Genomic DNA, 17,284 nt, shown 5'->3' on the forward strand with positions numbered 1-17,284 from the left:
TGGAATTCGCTCGTGAATTTTTCCCGTTGACCTTCCCATTGTGGGAAGGTGCAGATTGCTTTTCAAGTCAAACCAGGAGCGCGAGCGCTCGCGTTAGTCAGCTATGAACACCCACGACCACAGCGACGATCATAAGAGCCATGCAGGCGCCGATAGCGCGCCGCGCGATCCCGTCTGCGGCATGACGCCTAAGCCTGACACGCCGCATCGGCTCATGCACGCGGGCCAAGAGGTGTTGTTCTGCAGCGCTGGCTGCAAGGCCAAGTTCGAGGCTGACCCGACGAAATACACAAAACCCGCTGAAGAGCATGCTTACTGCGCGCAACCCGCCGTAGCGAGCGCCGGCGCTTCTTGCCATGGGCACGGACATAGGGTGCACGGGGCGCCTAGCGTCGATCTCAACACCGTTCCGGCGGGGTCGAAGTGGACCTGCCCGATGCATCCTGAAATCGTGCGCGCCGGTCCAGGCTCATGCCCAATCTGCGGCATGGCGCTTGAGCCGATGATGCCCAGCGCGGACGCCGGACCCAATCCGGAACTGATCGACATGACGCGCCGCTTCTGGATCGGCGCTGCGCTCGCATTGCCGGTGTTAGCGCTCGAAATGGGCCGCCACTTCCTTGGTATCGATGGTTTCGTGCCGCCAGCTTGGAATGGTTGGCTGCAGTTCGCGCTGGCGAGCCCTGTCGTGCTGTGGGGCGGCTGGCCGTTCTTCGAGCGCGGCTGGGCCTCGCTCAAGACGCGCAATCTCAACATGTTCACTTTGATCGCGCTGGGGACCGGCGTGGCGTGGTCCTATAGCGTCATCGCTTTGCTAGCGCCCTCGCTTTTTCCGGCGGGGTTCCGCGACGCGCACGGCCTCGTGGCTGTCTACTTCGAGGCGGCCGCCGTGATCACTGTGCTTGTTCTGTTGGGTCAGGTGCTTGAGCTGCAAGCGCGCGAACGTACCGGCGGGGCCATTCGTGCACTGCTTGATCTTGCGCCCAAAACGGCGCGTCGTCTGCGTGACGGCGCCGAAGAAGAAATTCCGCTCGATCAGATCGTCGTGGGCGACCGCCTGCGCGTGCGTCCGGGTGAAAAAATCCCCGTCGACGCCATCGTGCTCGACGGTCGCTCTTCCATCGATGAATCCATGGTGACGGGCGAATCCATGCCGGTGACGCGGGAGGGCGGCGAGCGCGTGATCGGCGGGACCCTCAATCAAACCGGCGCATTGGTGATCGAAGCCGATCGCGTCGGCGCTGACACAATGCTCTCACGCATCGTCCAGATGGTGGCCGAGGCCCAACGCTCGCGCGCTCCAATTCAGCGGCTAGCGGACAAGGTTTCGGGCTGGTTTGTGCCGGCCGTTATTGGCGTCGCCGTGATCACCTTTTTGGTGTGGTGGGCCGTTGGTCCATCGCCGGCGTTGTCATACGGTCTGATCGCTGCGGTTTCGGTGTTGATCATTGCCTGTCCGTGTGCGCTCGGGCTCGCAACGCCCATGTCGATCATGCAGGGCGTGGGGCGCGGGGCGCGCGCGGGCGTCCTCATCAAGAACGCCGAAGCGTTGGAGCGGTTCGAGAAGGTTGATACGCTTGTGCTCGACAAGACCGGCACGCTGACCGAAGGCAAGCCGGCGGTGACAGCGATCCACACAGCTGTGGGCGGCGATCTCGACGAAACGCTGCGCCTTGCCGCAAGCCTTGAGAACCGCAGCGAACATCCCCTCGGCTTGGCTATTGTCGCCGCAGCGCAGGCGCGCGGCGTTGGGCTTGTCGAGCCTACAGAATTCGACTCGCCCACCGGCAAGGGCGTCCTCGGCGTCGTCGAGGGGCGCAATGTCGTGATTGGCGCCGAACGCTTTTTAGACGAGCAGGGCATCGACGCGTCGGGTTTGAAGAGCGAAGCGGACGCGGCGCGGCGCGACGGCGCGACCGCGATCTATGTTGCGATCGACACTGAGCTTGCTGGCCTATTTGCGATCGCCGATCCGGTGAAGGCGACGACGCCGGCGGCGCTTGAAGCTTTGCGGGCTCAAGGCATGCGGCTCGTCATGCTGACCGGCGACAATCGCACTACGGCCGAGGCGGTGGCGCGCGGCCTTGGCATCGATGAGATCGAGGCCGAAGTGCTGCCCCAGGACAAGTCGCAAATTGTCGAGCGGCTGAAGCGGGAAGGGCGCGTCGTGGCGATGGCGGGCGACGGCGTCAACGATGCGCCGGCTCTTGCGGCGGCCGATGTTGGCATCGCCATGGGCGGTGGCACTGATGTGGCGATCGAGAGTGCGGGTGTGACACTGCTGCGCGGCGACCTTGGCGCCATTGTGCGCGCCCGCATCATTTCGCGAGCGGTCATGCGCAACATCCGCCAAAACCTCGTCTTCGCGTTCGCCTACAACGTCGCGGGCATTCCGATCGCCGCAGGCGTCCTCTATCCGATAACAGGGGCGCTGCTTTCGCCGATGATCGCAGCCATGGCGATGGCGTTATCGTCGGTTTCGGTGATTGCAAACTCTTTGCGTCTGGGCTCGTTACGGGTCTGACTCCCGTTGTGGGTGGGGAGGGCGGCCGCGTGGCCGCCCTTTGTGGCCGCGTAGCGGCCCCACTGGCTCCGTGGCGCTTGGCTTCCGCTTGGTTAGCCGCAACAGTGCCCTCCTGAAGAAGCGATCAATGCTATGGCTGGGGACCCAAACGACTTGCCTGAAGCGGATGTGCGGCGCGCACTCGAAGAGGGCCTCGACAAGATCCGCGCGTACCTGCGCTCCAGGCTGGGCGATCCAAATCATGCCGACGAAGTGCTGCAGGCTTTTTGCGCCCGCGCCTTGGAGCGCGCCGGCGATCTGAAAGAGGGCGGCGCGGCGCGTTCCTGGTTGTCGCGCGTGCTGGCGACAGCCATCGCCGATCACTATCGCGGTCTCGCTCGCCAGCGGGCGCGCGAAGCGCCAACCGAGGATCTGCGCTCTCTCGCTACCGAGGCAGAGACCGACAGCGTTGCTTGCGCATGTTTGCTGGCGCTTCTGGATGCTCTTTCGGCAAATGACGCGGCGCTGATCAGAGCCATCGATATCGAGGGGCGAGATCGAGCGAGTGTCGCCGCGACCTTGGGTCTCAACTTGAATGCGCTGACCGTCCGCTTACACCGCGCGCGGGCGCGGCTACGAGCGCTGGTGCTGCGACTCTGCGCCGTGTGCGTCATCCACGGCTTTGGCGATTGCGAATGTCCGCCGCCCAACCCGGCGAGTGCCGAAGGTTGATAGCCAAGCGCTGAACGACATCGTTTTTGTCTGTCCCTCTTGGGTAGGCGAAAGACCACAAAATAATGGGCGAGCGGGGGCGTCCAATCGGTCGCGGAGGGGCTGCCTGTAATAATTGGGGCGCCGCAGCGTCCTGTCTCTCAAGGGGCGCCCCAAGCATGAACCAGGCTTTCCAGTGACGATGCAGTCTTACGAAAGCACGGGTGCGGGCCATTCTTCCGCGCCCGCTTCATTAAAGCCCATGCGCGCCGATCGCCATTCTTGGTTTCCTTCACGTCGCGAAAGCGGCGGCCGCTTATTCTTCGTCCACGCCGCGCAGCAATTCCTCGCGCACGATCATGTCGAACCGCGCCTGTTGATCGGCATTGAGCACAGCGCGCATTTCGAAGACGTGCGCGATAGCGTCTCTTTGGGTTTGGCCCATGGCGTTGTGAAACCGATCAATCGCTTGGCTGAGGCGCTCACTCTGGGCGTGATCCTCGGCCACTGCGGCAGCGATGTCGCGCGCGGCTGCGCGCAGCTCAGCGTCAAGGGCGCCCTTGCGCAGGGCGTAACCGGCTTCGATTGCTTCCAGACGCTGGTCCTGTTCAGGCGTCAGATCAAGTTCGCGATGGACCGCTGCATCGAGCGTGTCCCGATGGGCGTCGGAACGCGTGAGCATTGTCCCGACAAAGACGCCCCCCAGCCCAGAGCCGAACCCGACGAGTGCTGCGAGCGCCAGCAGCTTCCAAGTTTTCGGCATGACTTATCGGCCGAGCGCAGTGGCCGGCGCGTAGGGCTGATCGAGCGCAAACGGTCCAACATCGACCGCAACCGACGCGGTGGCCGTCGATACGCCGATGGCCGAGCTGACCAAAAGCACAAAGCCGCAGACGCCGGCCACGGCGCCGTTGGCGCCAGCGCTCGCGCGGCCTTGTGCGCGCGCATCAATCCGGGCCCAGACATCGCTTTCCAGCCCGTCCAATGCTGTGTCGATGTCCACCCGGCCCAAAGCGGCGAGTTGGCGATCAAGGTCGGTCAGGGAAGCCTCCGGGCGATCACACTTTTCTATACGCGCGCGGCGGCGCGCGCCCTGGGGAGAGCTAGCCCATCGGGCTCCGCCAGAGCAAGGACAAGACGCCCAAGGCGCAAATACAGGAAGTTGATCCAAAGCAAAGCACGGATGCAAGCGAGGCGCGATCTTGTCATGGGACCGCGCTTCTTGCGGCCAGCGAGGCGACCATGAATTCCATTGCGGCTCAGCCTTCCGCGCTGTCGAGGCAAGCCCGCTTGCCGCTGCGGCGCGCAACCTTCATCGGTGGTTTCGATGATCAGATTGCCCGCGCCCAAAGGGGCGACCGGACCGCGTTCAGCGCGCTCATGAGCGCCCATAAAGACGACCTCTTTCGCTTCGTGCGCCGCCGCGTCGCCGACGCCGATGCGGCAAGCGATGTCGTTCAAGAAGCCTTCGTCGCGGCCTGGGGCGCAATGGCGAGCTTCGATCCAGAGCGTTCATTCAAGACCTGGCTCCACGCGATCGCGTTGAACAAATGCCGGGACGCAGCGCGACGCGCCGCGACCCGTCGAACCTTCTGGGGCCAGTGTCCTGATGGCGACGACCTGCGCGTCGCCGACGAGCGGCCCTCGCCCGAGGCGGAGACGATAAGCCGCGAAGAAGTGCGCATACTGCGCCAGGCGCTGGCGACCTTGCCCGAACATCTCCGCGAGGCGCTGATGCTGACAGCCGTCGACGGTCTATCGCAAGCGGCCGCCAGTGCAACGCTCGGCTGCTCAGTCAAGTCGCTCGAATATCGCGTGCATCGGGCGCGCGAATTGCTTGCAAGCGAGATGGCGCGCCGCGCGACGCCGCAGCGCTAGCTTTGGCCCTGAAGTCATGGGACAAATCGCACGCTTGAGGCGGCCTTGAAGATGGGTCCCATTCTTACAATCAATTGCGGCTCATCGAGCGTGCGCGTGGCTTGCTTTGAAGCCGATGTCGTGTGGCGCGCCCATTTCAGCGGCATTGGGCGCGAGGACCCGCAACTCACAATCGGGCGCGCGGGCAAAATGAAAACGATTGAACCATCGCGCGCCGGCGATCATGGCGAGGCGCTTGAAGCGCTTTTCAACGCCTTGCCGCCGATCGCGCCTAACGCCATTGGCCACCGTGTGGTCCACGGCGGCGCCGACTTTGTGGCGCCCACTCTGCTTGGGGGCGGGGTCGAGGCAAGGCTTTTGGACTTTACCGCCATGGCGCCCTTGCACCAAGGCGCCAACCTTGCGGGCGTCGCTGCGGCCCGGGCGCGCTGGCCCGACCGCCCGCATGTCGCCTGCTTCGACACCGCCTTCCACGCCAATCTACCCAAGGCGGCGGCGATGATGGCGCTGCCGCGGGATTTCTTTAACGCTGGCGTACGCCGCTTCGGCTTTCATGGACTGTCGATTGTTTCGGTTTTGGCGGCGTTGCAAAGCGAGGGTGTCGACCTTGGCCGCGAACGCATCGTCGTCGCGCACCTGGGCGCCGGCGCATCGATGACGGCGATCGAAGGCGGGCGCAGCATCGAGACATCAATGGGGTTCTCAACTGTTTCGGGCTTGCCGATGGCGACGCGGAGCGGAGACATCGACCCGGGCGTTGTGTTGCACCTGCTGCGCGCCGGCCGCTCTCTTGAGGACGTCGAGGATCTTCTCAATCGCCGATCAGGATTGCTCGGCCTTTCGGGCGTGAGCGCAGATATGGCCGAATTGTTGGTTTCGCCAGACTCCCGCGCCGCGGAAGCGGTGGAACTCTTCTGCCGGACGGCCCGGCGCTGGCTTGCGGGCCTCGCGGGCGTTCTCGGCGGCGTCGACCGGGTGGTGTTTACCGGCGGCATTGGCGAGAACGCGCCGCGCGTGCGCGCGGCGATATGCGAGGGCCTGAGTTTTATGGGCGTGGACCTCGATCAGGCGCGTAACGAGGCGGGCGCGGGGGTGATTTCGCGCGACGGCGCGCAAGTCATCATCGAGGCGCGCGCCGCCGACGAAGAAGCCGTCATCGCACGTGAGACCCGCGCCGCGCTGGCGACGATGAGCTAATTTGGACGCACACCCATGTGTCAGGGCGCGGACGCTGGCGTGCGTATTGGTTGATGGCGAGAAGAAGGGCGCGCGCCGGCCCCAAGCGGATCATTGTCGTGTCAGCACCAGCCAGCGCCGCATGGCGGGAGGGGTATGGCGTCATCCGCCACCGGCCCGAGACCGTCGCGAAAATCGAAAACCTTGTCGCGCGCCACTGGATGGACGGGGCGCTGGCTGATCGCGACAGGGCGCTTGCCTTGTGCGCGGCCGCTGACCGCCTCGCCAGCGCCGCGTTGTGGACCGTAGCGCACATGAGTTACGCCACGCGCGTCGATCTCAGCGGCGCAGACTTGGCCGCGGACGCTTTTAAGACAGCGCCCGAAGGCCATATGGGCGGCTCGCTCAACGCAGCCATCGCCTTTGTCGGCTATCATCTTGCCAACGCGCTCACCGGGCAGACGCGCGCCTGGGTGTTGGGGCAGGGCCATTGCGTGGCTGCGATCGAAGCGGTCAACGCGCTCTTGGAGGATGTATCTCCCGCCCAACAGGGGCGCTACGGGCGCAGCGAAGCTGGTCTCTCGCGGCTCGCGGCCGACTTTTATTCTTATGCGTTGACGCCAGAAGGGCGCCCAGCGGCGCCGCTCGGCAGTCACGTCAATCCGCACACCGCAGGCGGCGTCTCCGAAGGCGGCTATCTGGGTTTTGCCGAAACCCAATACGTTCATATGCCTTTGCCGGGTGAGCGCTTGGTTGCGTTCTTGAGCGATGGAGCGTTCGAAGAACAGCGTGGCTCCGACTGGTCGCCGCGCTGGTGGCGCGCCGAAGATAGCGGCTTTGTCGTGCCCGTCATGATCCTCAATGGCAGGCGCATCGAGCAGCGCACCGGAATCGGCCAAGAGGGAGGCGCTGAGTGGCTCGCTCAGCATCTGCGGCTAAGCGGTTTTGATCCCATCATCATCGACGGTCACGATCCGCTTGCCTACGCCTCTGCCATCATCGAAGCCGAATCTGCGCTCATGCATTTCACGTCCATGTCGGAGCGGACCTATCCAGCGCGGCTTCCCTATGTGATCGCGCGCTGCATCAAGGGCTATGGCTTTCCGGGGGCGGGCACAAATCGCGCGCACAATCTGCCGCTTGCCGGAAATCCTCGCGCCGACGCCGAGGCGCGGCGGCAATTTAATGAGGGCGCGCGCGCTCTCTTTGTGCCGAAAGCTGAACTCGATGCGGCGGCGCAGGCGTTTGCTGTCCACGATGCGCAAGAGCGGCCGCGCGAAAGCCGCCATCCGATGACAGCGAGGTCTATCCCATCGCCGGTTTTGCCTGAGCCGGCTTGGGCGCCCGAGGGGGGCGCAAGTTGCGCCATGGAGGCGCTCGACGCACTTTTCGTTGAGATCGTCAAAGCTAATCCGGATCTACGCGTGCGTGTCGGCAATCCTGACGAGTTGAAAAGCAATCACATGGGCGCAACGCTCGATTTGTTACGCCACCGCGTGAATGCGCCCGAGCCGGGCGCACCGGAAGCGGTGGACGGCGCCGTCATTACCGCGCTCAATGAGGAAGCGGTCATTGGCGCGGCGCTCGGCAATAAAGGCGGGCTCAATCTCGCCGTGAGCTACGAAGCCTTCGCCATGAAAATGCTGGGGGCGCTGCGCCAAGACATCATCTTTGCCCGCCGTCAACGTGAGATCGGCGCGCCGCCGCGCTGGCTGTCGGTGGCGCTTATCGCCACGTCGCATACCTGGGAGAACGCCAAGAACGAACAATCGCACCAGGATCCGACCTTGCCCGAGGCGCTTCTGGGCGAAATGGCGGATACCGCGCGCGTGCTGTTTCCGATCGACGCCAATTCCGCGGCGGCCTCGCTTCGAAGCGTCTACGCCTCGCATGGTCAAATCGCGTGCCTCGTGACGCCCAAGCGCGCTGTGGCTCGCTTGCTCAGCGGGGCGCGCGCCCAACAAGCCGTTGCGGATGGCGCAGCACTTCTCCTCGGCGACCCTAGAGAGGCTGACCTCCAATTCGTCGCGATTGGCGCCTATCAAACTGCGGAAGCCCTACGTGCGAGCGAACGCTTGATGGCGCGTGGCCGTTCGGCATGCGTCACCGCGCTTTTGGAGCCTGGCCGCTTCCGCGCCGGGCGCGACGAGATCGAAACGGCCTATGCCGCGAGCGAGGCGCAGCGCAGACATTTCTTCCCGGAGGGGACGCCGCGCGTTTTTCTCACCCATACTCGCCCAGAGCCTCTGCTTGGGGCCTTGCGCCGGCTCGACGCCGGACCTTCACGCACCAGCGCGCTTGGCTTCATCAATCGGGGCGGCACGCTCGACGTATTCGGCATGCTGTTCGCCAACCACTCGACCTGGGCGCATGCGCTTGAGGCCGCAGCTCGCATCCTCGGCTGTGGTCGCGAGGAGTTTTTGTCGGAGGTCGAACTGAACGCACTCGACGGACGCGGCGACCCCAATGTTCTACGCGTTGCACCTCAGTAGAAAGAAGCCAACGACATGAGTTTGACTTTAACGAGTCTCGGCGCTGCGGGAACGGTCACCGGTTCAAAGCACCTCTTGGAGGCGGCCGGCCGGCGCATTCTGGTGGATTGCGGCATGTTCCAGGGGCTTAAGGTCCTGCGCGAGCGCAATTGGGCGCCGCTCGCGATCCCGCCGGAGTCGATCGATGCGGTGGTGCTGACGCATGCGCACTTGGACCACAGCGGCTATCTCCCGAAGCTCGTGCGCGACGGCTTTAGGGGGCCCGTCTATTGCTCCTCCGCGACGGCCGATCTCTGCGACATCCTGTTGAAGGATAGCGCCAGAATAGCCGAGAACGATGCCGAATACGCCAACCGTAGAGGCCACACAAAGCATAAGCCCGCGCTTCCACTTTACACCGTGCGCGACGCTGAGGCCGCATTGAAGCAGCTGAAGCCGATCGCCTTCGAGACGGAAACAAGCGTTGAAGGCGGCGCCAAGATGCAGCTGCGCCGTGCAGGCCACATCCTCGGCGCGGCCACGGTCGAATTCAATTGGCAAGGGCGCGGAATCGTATTTTCCGGCGATTTGGGACGTTATGATGACGTGTTCATGCCTGATCCCGCGCCGGTGAACGCGGCCGATTATGTGGTCGTTGAATCGACATATGGCGATCGCATCCATCCCAAAAACGATCCGATGGAAGCCTTGGGCGCGGTCGTGGAGCGGACGGTGCGCCGCGGCGGCACCGTCGTTATTCCCGCGTTCGCCGTCGGGCGCACTCAAGTTCTCCTTTATCACCTGTGGATGCTGAAGCGCGCAGGACGCATCCAGTCCGTGCCTATCTTTCTCGACAGTCCGATGGCGATCAATGCGACCGAACTCCTATGCGGCCATTTAGACGACCATCGCTTTTCGGCCGAGACCTGCGAGCAATCCTGCGCCATCGCCACCTATGTGCGCGATGTCGAAGACTCAAAGGCCATTGTGTCAAATCCGATGCCCAAGATCGTCATTGCAGGCAGCGGCATGGCGACCGGCGGGCGCGTCTTGCACCACATCAAGGCGTTCGGGCCCGAGGCCAAGAATACGATCCTGTTTGCCGGCTATCAGGCCGTCGGCACGCGAGGCGCCCGTCTGCTTGCTGGTGAAAACGAGATCAAGATGTTTGGCCAATGGATTCCGATCCGGGCTGAAATCGCCAACCTGCCTGAACTCTCAGCCCACGCCGACGCCGGCGAGATCATCCGCTGGCTGAGCGGCTTTGAAAAGCCGCCGCGCCGCACCTTCATAGTGCACGGCGAGCCGGACGCTTCCGATGCGCTGCGCGTGCGCATCGAGCGCGAACTCGGCTGGGACGCGGCGGTTGTCGATGATCAGCGCAGGTATGAACTCGCATGAGCGCCGCGCCAACGACCAGGGAGGGCGAACACGCTTCGCATCTTGTGGCCAAGCGCCTCAAGCTTCTCTCGCAAGACGACGCGATCGTTCTGATGCGCACCGATTGTCACGTCTGCAAGTCCGAAGGGCTGTCCGCGCGCGCGCGCGTGCTCTTGACCGCTGGTGATCGGCGCGTGATCGCAACGCTCTACCAGGTCGAGAACGATTGGCTGACTGTCGATGAAGCAGGGTTGTCCGAGGCGGCGTGGAAACGCCTGGCCGTAGCCGATGGTGAACACATAGCCGTCAGTCATGCGCCGCCCCTTGACTCGCTTGCTGACGTGCGACGGCGCATGTATGGCGGCCGCCTCGATCAGCGCGCATTCCGCTCTATCATCGGCGACATCGCCGGTGGTCGCTATGTCGACATTCATCTCGCCACGTTTATCGCCGCGTGCTCGGCCTTTCCGCTCGATCTCGATGAAATCACCTCGCTCACGCGCGCCATGGTGGAAGTGGGCGAGCGTCTCTCCTGGCCTTCGGCGATGGTGGTCGACAAACATTGCGTGGGCGGCCTTCCTGGCAATCGCACCACACCAATCGTGGTCGCTATCGTCGCGAGCTTGGGGCTCCTCATGCCCAAGACCTCTTCGCGCGCGATCACCTCGCCGTCGGGCACGGCCGACACAATGGAGACCTTGGCGCCCGTCGATCTCGACCTTGCCGCCATGCGCCGCGTCGTCGAGGCCGAAGGCGGCTGCATCGCCTGGGGCGGCGCCGTGCGCCTCTCGCCAGCCGATGACGTGCTCATCCGCATCGAGCGCGCGCTTGATATCGACACCGAAGGTCAGCTCATCGCCTCGGTTCTGTCCAAAAAAATCGCCGCGGGCGCCAGTCACGTCGTGCTCGATCTGCCTGTGGGGCTCACAGCGAAGATCCGCACGCGGGAGGCGGCGCGCGATCTGAGCGCGCACCTGACCGCCGTCGCCGAGGCGTTTGGTCTTAAGACACGCTTTGTATTGAGCGATGGCGCGCAGCCCGTTGGACGCGGCATCGGGCCGGCGCTCGAAGCCAAGGACGTGCTCGCCGTGCTCGTCGGCGCTGCCGATGCGCCAACAGACTTGCGCGAGCGGGCGCTCGCGATCGCGGGCGCGGTGCTTGAGCTTTCAGGAACGGCGCCTGACGGACAAGGGTATGAGTTGGCGCGCGCTGCGCTCGACGACGGGCGCGCTTGGGCGAAGTTTCAAGCCATCTGCGAAGCGCAGGGCGGCATGCGCACGCCTCCGAGCGCGCCGCTCACGCGCCCATGGGCGGCGGCCCGTTCGGGCATTCTCACCAACATCAACAATCGCAAGATCTCCCGCCTCGCTAAGCTCGCGGGCGCGCCCGACGATCCCGCCGCCGGAATTGTGTTGCATGTGCGGTTAGGTGATGGCGTCGTCGCCGGGGCCCCGCTTGTGACCGTGCACGCCCAAGCACCTGGGCAACTCGCCTATGCGCTCGCCTATGCGGCGGCCAACCCAGACATATTCGAAATCGAGGCTTGAACGTGACGCGCCTTTACCTCCCCATGCCCGGAAACGAGACCATCGCCCGTGCGCTTGCTCTCTCGGCCGGCGCCGAACTCGGCGCGATCGAGACGCGCCGCTTTCCCGATGGCGAAGCCTATGTCCGGCTTCTCTCGGCGGTCGAGGGCCGCGAGGTTGAGATTGTCTGCACGCTGGCGCGGCCGGACGAGCAGTTTTTGAGCCTTATCTTCGCCGCCGAAACTGCGCGCGAGATGGGCGCGGCGCGCGTCAATCTCATCGCGCCTTATTTAGCCTACATGCGCCAGGACAAGAGGTTCAAGGACGGCGAGGCGATTTCCTCGATGCATTTCGCTCGGCTTTTGTCGCGATCGTTTGACGGGCTCATCACTATCGATCCGCATCTGCATCGCCGCCGCGATTTGGGCGAAATATTCACTATCGCCACGCGCGTAGAGCATGCAGCGCCGCTCCTTGCCGACTGGATCAAGGACAATGTGAGCGACCCCCTCGTGGTGGGACCGGATGCGGAAAGCGAGCAATGGGTTGCAGCGGTCGCCGGGCGGGCAGGCGCGCCGCACATCGTCTCGAACAAAACCCGCCGCGGCGACCGCGACGTGAGCATTGACCTGCCGGATCTGTCCGCTCTACGCGCCAGGCGGGCGGTTCTTGTCGACGACATCGTCTCCTCGGGGCGCACCATGATCGAGACTGCGCGCAAGTTGAGCGCAGCTGGCATGGCCAAGCCGGTTTGTGTCGCCGTGCATGCGCTTTTTGCCGATCAATCCTACGCCGAGCTCTTGAGCCTGTGCGAGCGCGTCGTTTCGACAGACACCGTGCCGCATGCTTCGAACGCCATTAGCGTAGCGGCGCTGCTGGCGCCGGCGTGACCGGCGTCTCACAGTTTACTTGGACGCAACGTCTCGAACTCACACGGGCAACGCGGCGGCTAGCGCCGCGCCAATTGCCGCCACGATGAGGACGCCACTCAGAATGAGGAGGAAACCGTCGCGCGCAAAAAGCCCAAGACCCAACACGGTGATGGCAAGCCCGGGGATCAGCGGCGCCAAAGGAATTAAGCTCAACGGAAAGGTCGCGATCGCCGCGAGCGCGCACAAGAGCCCCGCTGCGTTCGCAAACGGCGTCTCGGACAGAAAGACAAGACGGGGCTGAAGCACACGGTCGAGCCGACGCGCCCACTTGCGCAAGCCGTCACTGGTCGCCGCTTTAATGGACGATCGAGCGATGCGCAGGCGCAAGAGCATGCCTGGCAGCCAAAGATGCGATGACCCGAAGGCCAGTTGTAGAGACACCGCCAGCGTCACCAGCGCCGCAGCGGAAGTCATGCCTGGCAATATGGTGGCCGGAGAGACGGAAAATAGTCCGAGCACCAGGAGCAATGGGCCATAGGAGCGCCGGCCGATCACCGCCATTATGTCGGCAACGCTCACGCTTGTCGGTTCGCCAATGCTGGCGTCCTCGGCAAGCACTGCGATGCTCTCGACGAGATGCGAGAATGAGTGAGGCCTGCACGCAAGCCTTGGCGCACACACGCCGCTTGTCGTCTCAGCGCACATGAGCACGCGTCCGCTGTCGCATGGAGCTCACCCGCAGGCGTCAGTTCGGCTGCGGCGTCTCGCCATGTTGATGCGGGTCGGCGGCAACTGGCGGGCATTCCGCTGGCGCCGGATCGGCGTGCTGATGCTCGCCCTGTGCTTGTCCGGAGGGCGCAGGCGCTGGCGCATGTTCGCTTTGCTGAGCGCCTGGACAGTTCGCTTGACCATGCTCTCCCGACATGGCGCCCATCATGCCATCGTGATGGGCGCCATGCATGCCATGGCCCATGCCGGCGCAGCCGCCGAGGCTAAACGCCAGAGCCAGCACCGCTCCTGAACTCAATATATGCATGCCCGTCATCTCCCTTGGCGCGATGTTGATCCTGATTATACGCACGCCGCCCTAACGGCCCCGGCGCAGTCGAACGTGGCCCACAGGTTCTCACGGCTTCGTGCCGCAGCCGTAGGCTTCTTTGGAGGCTTCGTGTTGCGCTGTTGACTGGGCGAAAAAGCGGGCGGATCGCTGGCAGGGAAGGATTGGTCCAGAGCTTCGTGCGCCGCATCTGTGATGCGATTTGTCATGCCCGTCATCCTTCGCGTGCTGCAGGAGAACGCCGCGTGACGCGCGAGACCGATGAGACCGGGCGCAGGCGAGCCTGCGGTGCAGTTGGATCTTGGCGACCGCTCGTCCTCGCAACTGCAATCATCGCGAGCGCCGCCACAAAGGATAAACGCCCAAGAGGAGCGCTGCGACTATCAGCAACGGCAACACCACCAGCAGATGCACGCCGTGTTCGACGATGGCGTAGTGAGCAAGCGCGCCGAGCAATGCGAAAATCAAGAGCGCGACGATGAGATAGCGCACAAACCAGAATGCTGCTGACGTAAAAAAGAGCATGAACCAGGAGGTTTGAGAGCCTGCTCCGCCTTTTCGAGGTTCGTTGTGACGAGGCTCCCGCAATGACATTTGTCGTCAACTCCTAGCCCCGGCGGCGAGCCCACAACGCGCTGATCGGCCGGGGACGAAGCGCGGACCCACCAAGCTATACGCGTGAGGCTCGACGATCCCCGGAGCCGACGCTTGAACCGAAGACGGGCGTTCGCTAGCCATTCTCTTTCGCCGGTGCGGTGAGGCCTGGCTCGGCGCGAGTTGTCGGGCGAGAGGACTACGAGCGCCGCGATCTCGCTTGTAGTGCATCGATTGGTTCAGCGAGGTTAGCTCCGTCGCTCGCCCAAGAAGGCGAGCAGGAATTGGAAAAGATTGATGAAGTCGAGATAGAGGCTAAGCGCGCCGTAAGAGGTGGCCGCGCCCAAGGCGGCCGCATCGCCGCCAAGCTGATAATAGGCGTTCTTGAGCCGTTGGGTGTCATACGCGATGAGGCCAGCGAAGATGAGGACGCCTGCAGCGCTGACGACGAACGAAAAGCCGGGCGGATTCCAGAACATCTGGACGAAAGTTGCGATGATCAGTCCAACGAGGCCGACAAGCAGGAAGCTCCCGAAGCCCGACATGTCCATCCGCGTGGTGTAGCCGAACAGCGAAAGGGCGCCGAACGCCGTGGCCGTGATCAGGAAAGTCGAGACCAGCGAGGCGCCGGTGTACACAAGTCCGAGCACCCCCAACGATGCCCCGATGAGAGCCGCGACCGTCCAATATATGAAGCTCGCGCCGCTGGCGTTCGGGCGGCGCATGACGAACATGGCGCCCAGGAGCACGACAAGCGGCGCGAAAACGACAGCGAGGCCAACCGGCGTGTAGCCGGCGAAAGAGCCTTCGGGTGTCACCCGAAACAAGGTATCGCGCACAGGCGCGATCATGCTTGTTGTGTAAGCAAGCGCCCCCGACAGTGTAAGTCCGAGCGCCACCTTATTGTAGACGCCCAGCATAAAGCGGCGAAGCCCAAGATCGATCGACATGTCGGCGCGTGCTGCTGGCGCAGCGGGGAAGCGCTCGTCGTGTGAGTGCGACATGTGGGTTGTTCCTCTGTTAGTCGTCCTTCGTAACCGCCACGCGCTGCAATGGAGCGATGGCGCCTGATTAGCAGCCGCGCCTGCGATCGGCGTCCGATGTCGGTTGGCCGCCGTGATCAGCGTGCGCGTCCGGCGTCTCGTCGGCGCGTTGGGTGATGCGACGGCCGTGGCGATGCCCGCCATGGCGATGTCCAAACAGGTGAAGGGCGAAAAAGGCGATGATCAGGATAATCCACGCCCAATTGCTGGCTAGCCAATCCATGACCGACCTCATTGTGAGAGCGGCGGGACTTGCCGCTCCTTATTTCTTGATACGCAGCGGATCGGATCGCCCCTGGAGCCTTGTCCGCGTTTCATCAGCCCTGCTTGCCTGCACCCGCGCGTGGACGCAGCTCTTCCCGGCGAGAGTGCTCTGGTCGCATGCGGGGTGGGACGCATCTGGACGGTACGGGCGTTGCGCCTATGCCGCGCCCTCCGGGAGGTGATAGTTCGAGAAGACGCGGGTGCAAGCGGGCGAGCGTTCGCGAGCGTCGGGTCTGAGGTCAAGGCGCGGCGACGACGTTCCGCGGCGCTCCTCGCGCAAACGCCTCGATGTTGGCCAGCGTCGTATCGATGATGCGGGCGAGCGCCTCGGTCGTATTGTAGGCATTGTGCGGCGTCACCAACACGTTGGCAAAACCCAGCAATGCGTGATTAGCGGCGAAGGCTCTAAGGTCGGCGTTGGTCGCGGCGCCAGCGCGAAATATCTGGGCTTCGTCGCGTAGCTGGGCCTCCTGCGCCATGACGTCGAGGCCAGCGCCCGCGAGGCGCCCCTCGGCGAGCGCGCGCACCAGCGCCTCCGCATCGACTACAGAGCCCCTGGCGGTGTTGATGAGCACCGCGCCTGGTTTCATCAGCGCAAATTCCCGCTCGGCGATAAGACGTCGCGTTTCCGGCGTTGCCGGAACATGCAAGGTCACGATGTCGGCTTGGCCAAGCGCCGCATCGAGGGAAGCGTACCGAAAGCCAAGACGCTGTGCCGCCAGTTCGTCGGGGCGGGCATCGACCGCGATGACATCCATGGAAAAGCCCCGCGCGATTTCAATCACGCGCCGGCCGATGCGTCCGGCGCCAATGACTGCGATTGTCCTACCCTTCAGTTCGAAGCCACGAAGACCGGCCTGATCGAAGCGGCCGCGCCGGGTGCGCTCGGCGGCGCCGGCGATCTTGCGCGCAAGTCCTAGTAGCAGCGCAAACACGTGTTCGGCCACGCTCGTGTCGCCGTAGCCTGGTACGTTGCAGACGATGATGCCGCGGCTTTGACAATAGCCAAGGTCGATATGGTCATACCCGGTCGAGCGCGTGGCGATGAGCCGGAGCTGCGCAAAATGCGCCAGCACGCGCGCGTCGAGCTGCGAATAGACGAACGATGAGATGATATCGGCCTTGGCATGGATGCGAGCGGACGCTTCGTCGAGAACATCTCGCACGCAACTCACTTCATAAGCGGGTCTTAGGCGCAGGCATGCGTCATGTTCCCACTGCTCAGTTTCGAACACCGCGAGCTTCATCTTTGTCCCTTCGCGCCGGAAGGATGGAAGGTGCCCGGCTGTTGCATTTGGCCGGCGCCCGCCGCTAACCGCACGTCGCAAGCTGGCGTTGCACAAAGCCTCCGCTCGCGCGGCGTGTCAGCGCGCGCCAGCCCTCGCATTCTCCTGCGCGTCCTTGCCGCCGACCACGACACGGGCAATAGCGCCCCAAAGATTATAGAAGAACACGAAGACGACCGCGACGAACCAGCCATAAAGGGCGCTGGCGATGAGCCCGTAGAAGAAGCTGGGCAAAGTGAGCAGCTCAAATTGGGGGAAGATGGTCGAGAGCAGTGCGTGCGTGGGAAGCTCCGGCATGAAGGTCCAGATCGCAAGGCATGCGAGATAGATGGTCATAAACAGCATGCACGCGCCGAACATCGTCGGCAGATAGGGGAGCGGGTGATACTTGATCATGAGGCGCCTCCTTGGCGGCCGCGGGGTGAGGCCTTGCCCGAAATGGACGCCGGACTCACTTGGCTATACGCGGGCGGGCCGTTCACGCCCTGGTGGAAATCGTTCGCCGCAAAGAGACGCGAAATGA

17 protein-coding genes are annotated in these 17,284 nt (G+C 63.9%); 9 read left to right on the forward strand and 8 right to left on the reverse strand.

All coding sequences use genetic code 11. The annotated features are described in order from the left end of the window. Positions 1-103: 103 nt before the first annotated feature. Both EPJ54_RS00845 and EPJ54_RS00850 read left to right on the forward strand, forming a co-directional pair. A complete protein-coding gene (locus tag EPJ54_RS00845) occupies positions 104-2,524 on the forward strand; it encodes a heavy metal translocating P-type ATPase (protein WP_135209782.1) in 2,421 nt (806 codons plus the stop codon). 132 nt (positions 2,525-2,656) lie between these two features. Continuing rightward, positions 2,657-3,235: an RNA polymerase sigma factor gene (locus EPJ54_RS00850; protein WP_135209783.1), complete on the forward strand. Its 579-nt coding sequence runs from the start codon at positions 2,657-2,659 to the stop codon at positions 3,233-3,235. Positions 3,236-3,530: 295 nt separating this feature from the next. On the opposite strand, the gene EPJ54_RS00855 is transcribed toward EPJ54_RS00850, so the two are convergent. Next, entirely contained in the window at positions 3,531-3,977 is a 447-nt protein-coding gene (locus EPJ54_RS00855) for a periplasmic heavy metal sensor (RefSeq protein ID WP_135209784.1), read from the reverse strand. Between the two features lie 3 nt (positions 3,978-3,980). Continuing rightward, complete coding sequence (locus tag EPJ54_RS00860) at positions 3,981-4,217, reverse strand: hypothetical protein (protein WP_135209785.1); 237 nt, start codon at positions 4,215-4,217, stop codon at positions 3,981-3,983. Between the two features lie 239 nt (positions 4,218-4,456). Here EPJ54_RS00860 and EPJ54_RS00865 point away from each other — a divergent pair, with 239 nt between their 5' ends. The 6 genes from EPJ54_RS00865 (at position 4,457) to EPJ54_RS00890 (ending at position 12,535) form a co-directional block, all read left to right on the forward strand. Next, positions 4,457-5,092 (forward strand): RNA polymerase sigma factor, encoded by a 636-nt coding sequence (locus EPJ54_RS00865; RefSeq protein ID WP_135209786.1) that lies wholly within the window; start codon positions 4,457-4,459, stop codon positions 5,090-5,092. A 51-nt stretch (positions 5,093-5,143) separates the two neighbouring features. Then, entirely contained in the window at positions 5,144-6,289 is a 1,146-nt protein-coding gene (locus EPJ54_RS00870; RefSeq protein WP_135209787.1) for an acetate/propionate family kinase, read from the forward strand. 98 nt (positions 6,290-6,387) lie between these two features. Beyond that, positions 6,388-8,760: a phosphoketolase family protein gene (locus EPJ54_RS00875; RefSeq protein ID WP_135209788.1), complete on the forward strand. Its 2,373-nt coding sequence runs from the start codon at positions 6,388-6,390 to the stop codon at positions 8,758-8,760. 15 nt (positions 8,761-8,775) lie between these two features. Further along, positions 8,776-10,140, forward strand: a complete 1,365-nt coding sequence (locus tag EPJ54_RS00880; protein ID WP_135209789.1) for an MBL fold metallo-hydrolase RNA specificity domain-containing protein — start codon at positions 8,776-8,778, stop codon at positions 10,138-10,140. Next, positions 10,137-11,666, forward strand: a complete 1,530-nt coding sequence (locus EPJ54_RS00885) for a thymidine phosphorylase family protein (RefSeq protein WP_135209790.1) — start codon at positions 10,137-10,139, stop codon at positions 11,664-11,666. Before EPJ54_RS00880 ends, EPJ54_RS00885 begins: the two co-directional genes overlap by 4 nt. Before the next feature lie 2 nt (positions 11,667-11,668). Next, on the forward strand, positions 11,669-12,535 hold the full coding sequence (locus EPJ54_RS00890; RefSeq protein WP_135209791.1) for a ribose-phosphate pyrophosphokinase: 867 nt from the start codon (positions 11,669-11,671) through the stop codon (positions 12,533-12,535). A 39-nt stretch (positions 12,536-12,574) separates the two neighbouring features. Here EPJ54_RS00890 and EPJ54_RS00895 read toward each other — a convergent pair whose 3' ends face one another. Continuing rightward, positions 12,575-13,222: an exopolysaccharide biosynthesis protein gene (locus tag EPJ54_RS00895; protein WP_135209792.1), complete on the reverse strand. Its 648-nt coding sequence runs from the start codon at positions 13,220-13,222 to the stop codon at positions 12,575-12,577. 64 nt (positions 13,223-13,286) lie between these two features. Here EPJ54_RS00895 and EPJ54_RS00900 point away from each other — a divergent pair, with 64 nt between their 5' ends. Continuing rightward, positions 13,287-13,538, forward strand: coding sequence for a hypothetical protein (locus tag EPJ54_RS00900; RefSeq protein ID WP_135209793.1), 252 nt, complete (start codon positions 13,287-13,289; stop codon positions 13,536-13,538). A 366-nt stretch (positions 13,539-13,904) separates the two neighbouring features. Here the strand turns inward: EPJ54_RS00900 and EPJ54_RS00905 are convergent, their stop codons facing one another. From EPJ54_RS00905 to EPJ54_RS00925, 5 genes are all read right to left on the reverse strand, one after another. Further along, the gene (locus EPJ54_RS00905) at positions 13,905-14,099 is read right to left on the reverse strand and encodes a hypothetical protein (protein ID WP_135209794.1); all 195 of its coding nucleotides are present in this window, start codon (positions 14,097-14,099) and stop codon (positions 13,905-13,907) included. Positions 14,100-14,416: 317 nt separating this feature from the next. Then, positions 14,417-15,172, reverse strand: coding sequence for a Bax inhibitor-1/YccA family protein (locus EPJ54_RS00910; protein WP_135209795.1), 756 nt, complete (start codon positions 15,170-15,172; stop codon positions 14,417-14,419). 67 nt (positions 15,173-15,239) lie between these two features. Next, complete coding sequence (locus tag EPJ54_RS00915) at positions 15,240-15,434, reverse strand: DUF2933 domain-containing protein (protein WP_135209796.1); 195 nt, start codon at positions 15,432-15,434, stop codon at positions 15,240-15,242. Positions 15,435-15,714: 280 nt separating this feature from the next. After that, positions 15,715-16,722, reverse strand: a complete 1,008-nt coding sequence (locus EPJ54_RS00920; RefSeq protein WP_135209797.1) for a hydroxyacid dehydrogenase — start codon at positions 16,720-16,722, stop codon at positions 15,715-15,717. 117 nt (positions 16,723-16,839) lie between these two features. Continuing rightward, positions 16,840-17,157: a hypothetical protein gene (locus tag EPJ54_RS00925; protein ID WP_135209798.1), complete on the reverse strand. Its 318-nt coding sequence runs from the start codon at positions 17,155-17,157 to the stop codon at positions 16,840-16,842. Positions 17,158-17,284 lie beyond the last annotated feature (127 nt).

The sequence above is a fragment of the Vitreimonas flagellata genome (assembly GCF_004634425.1).
GTDB lineage: Bacteria > Pseudomonadota > Alphaproteobacteria > Caulobacterales > Aquidulcibacteraceae > Vitreimonas > Vitreimonas flagellata.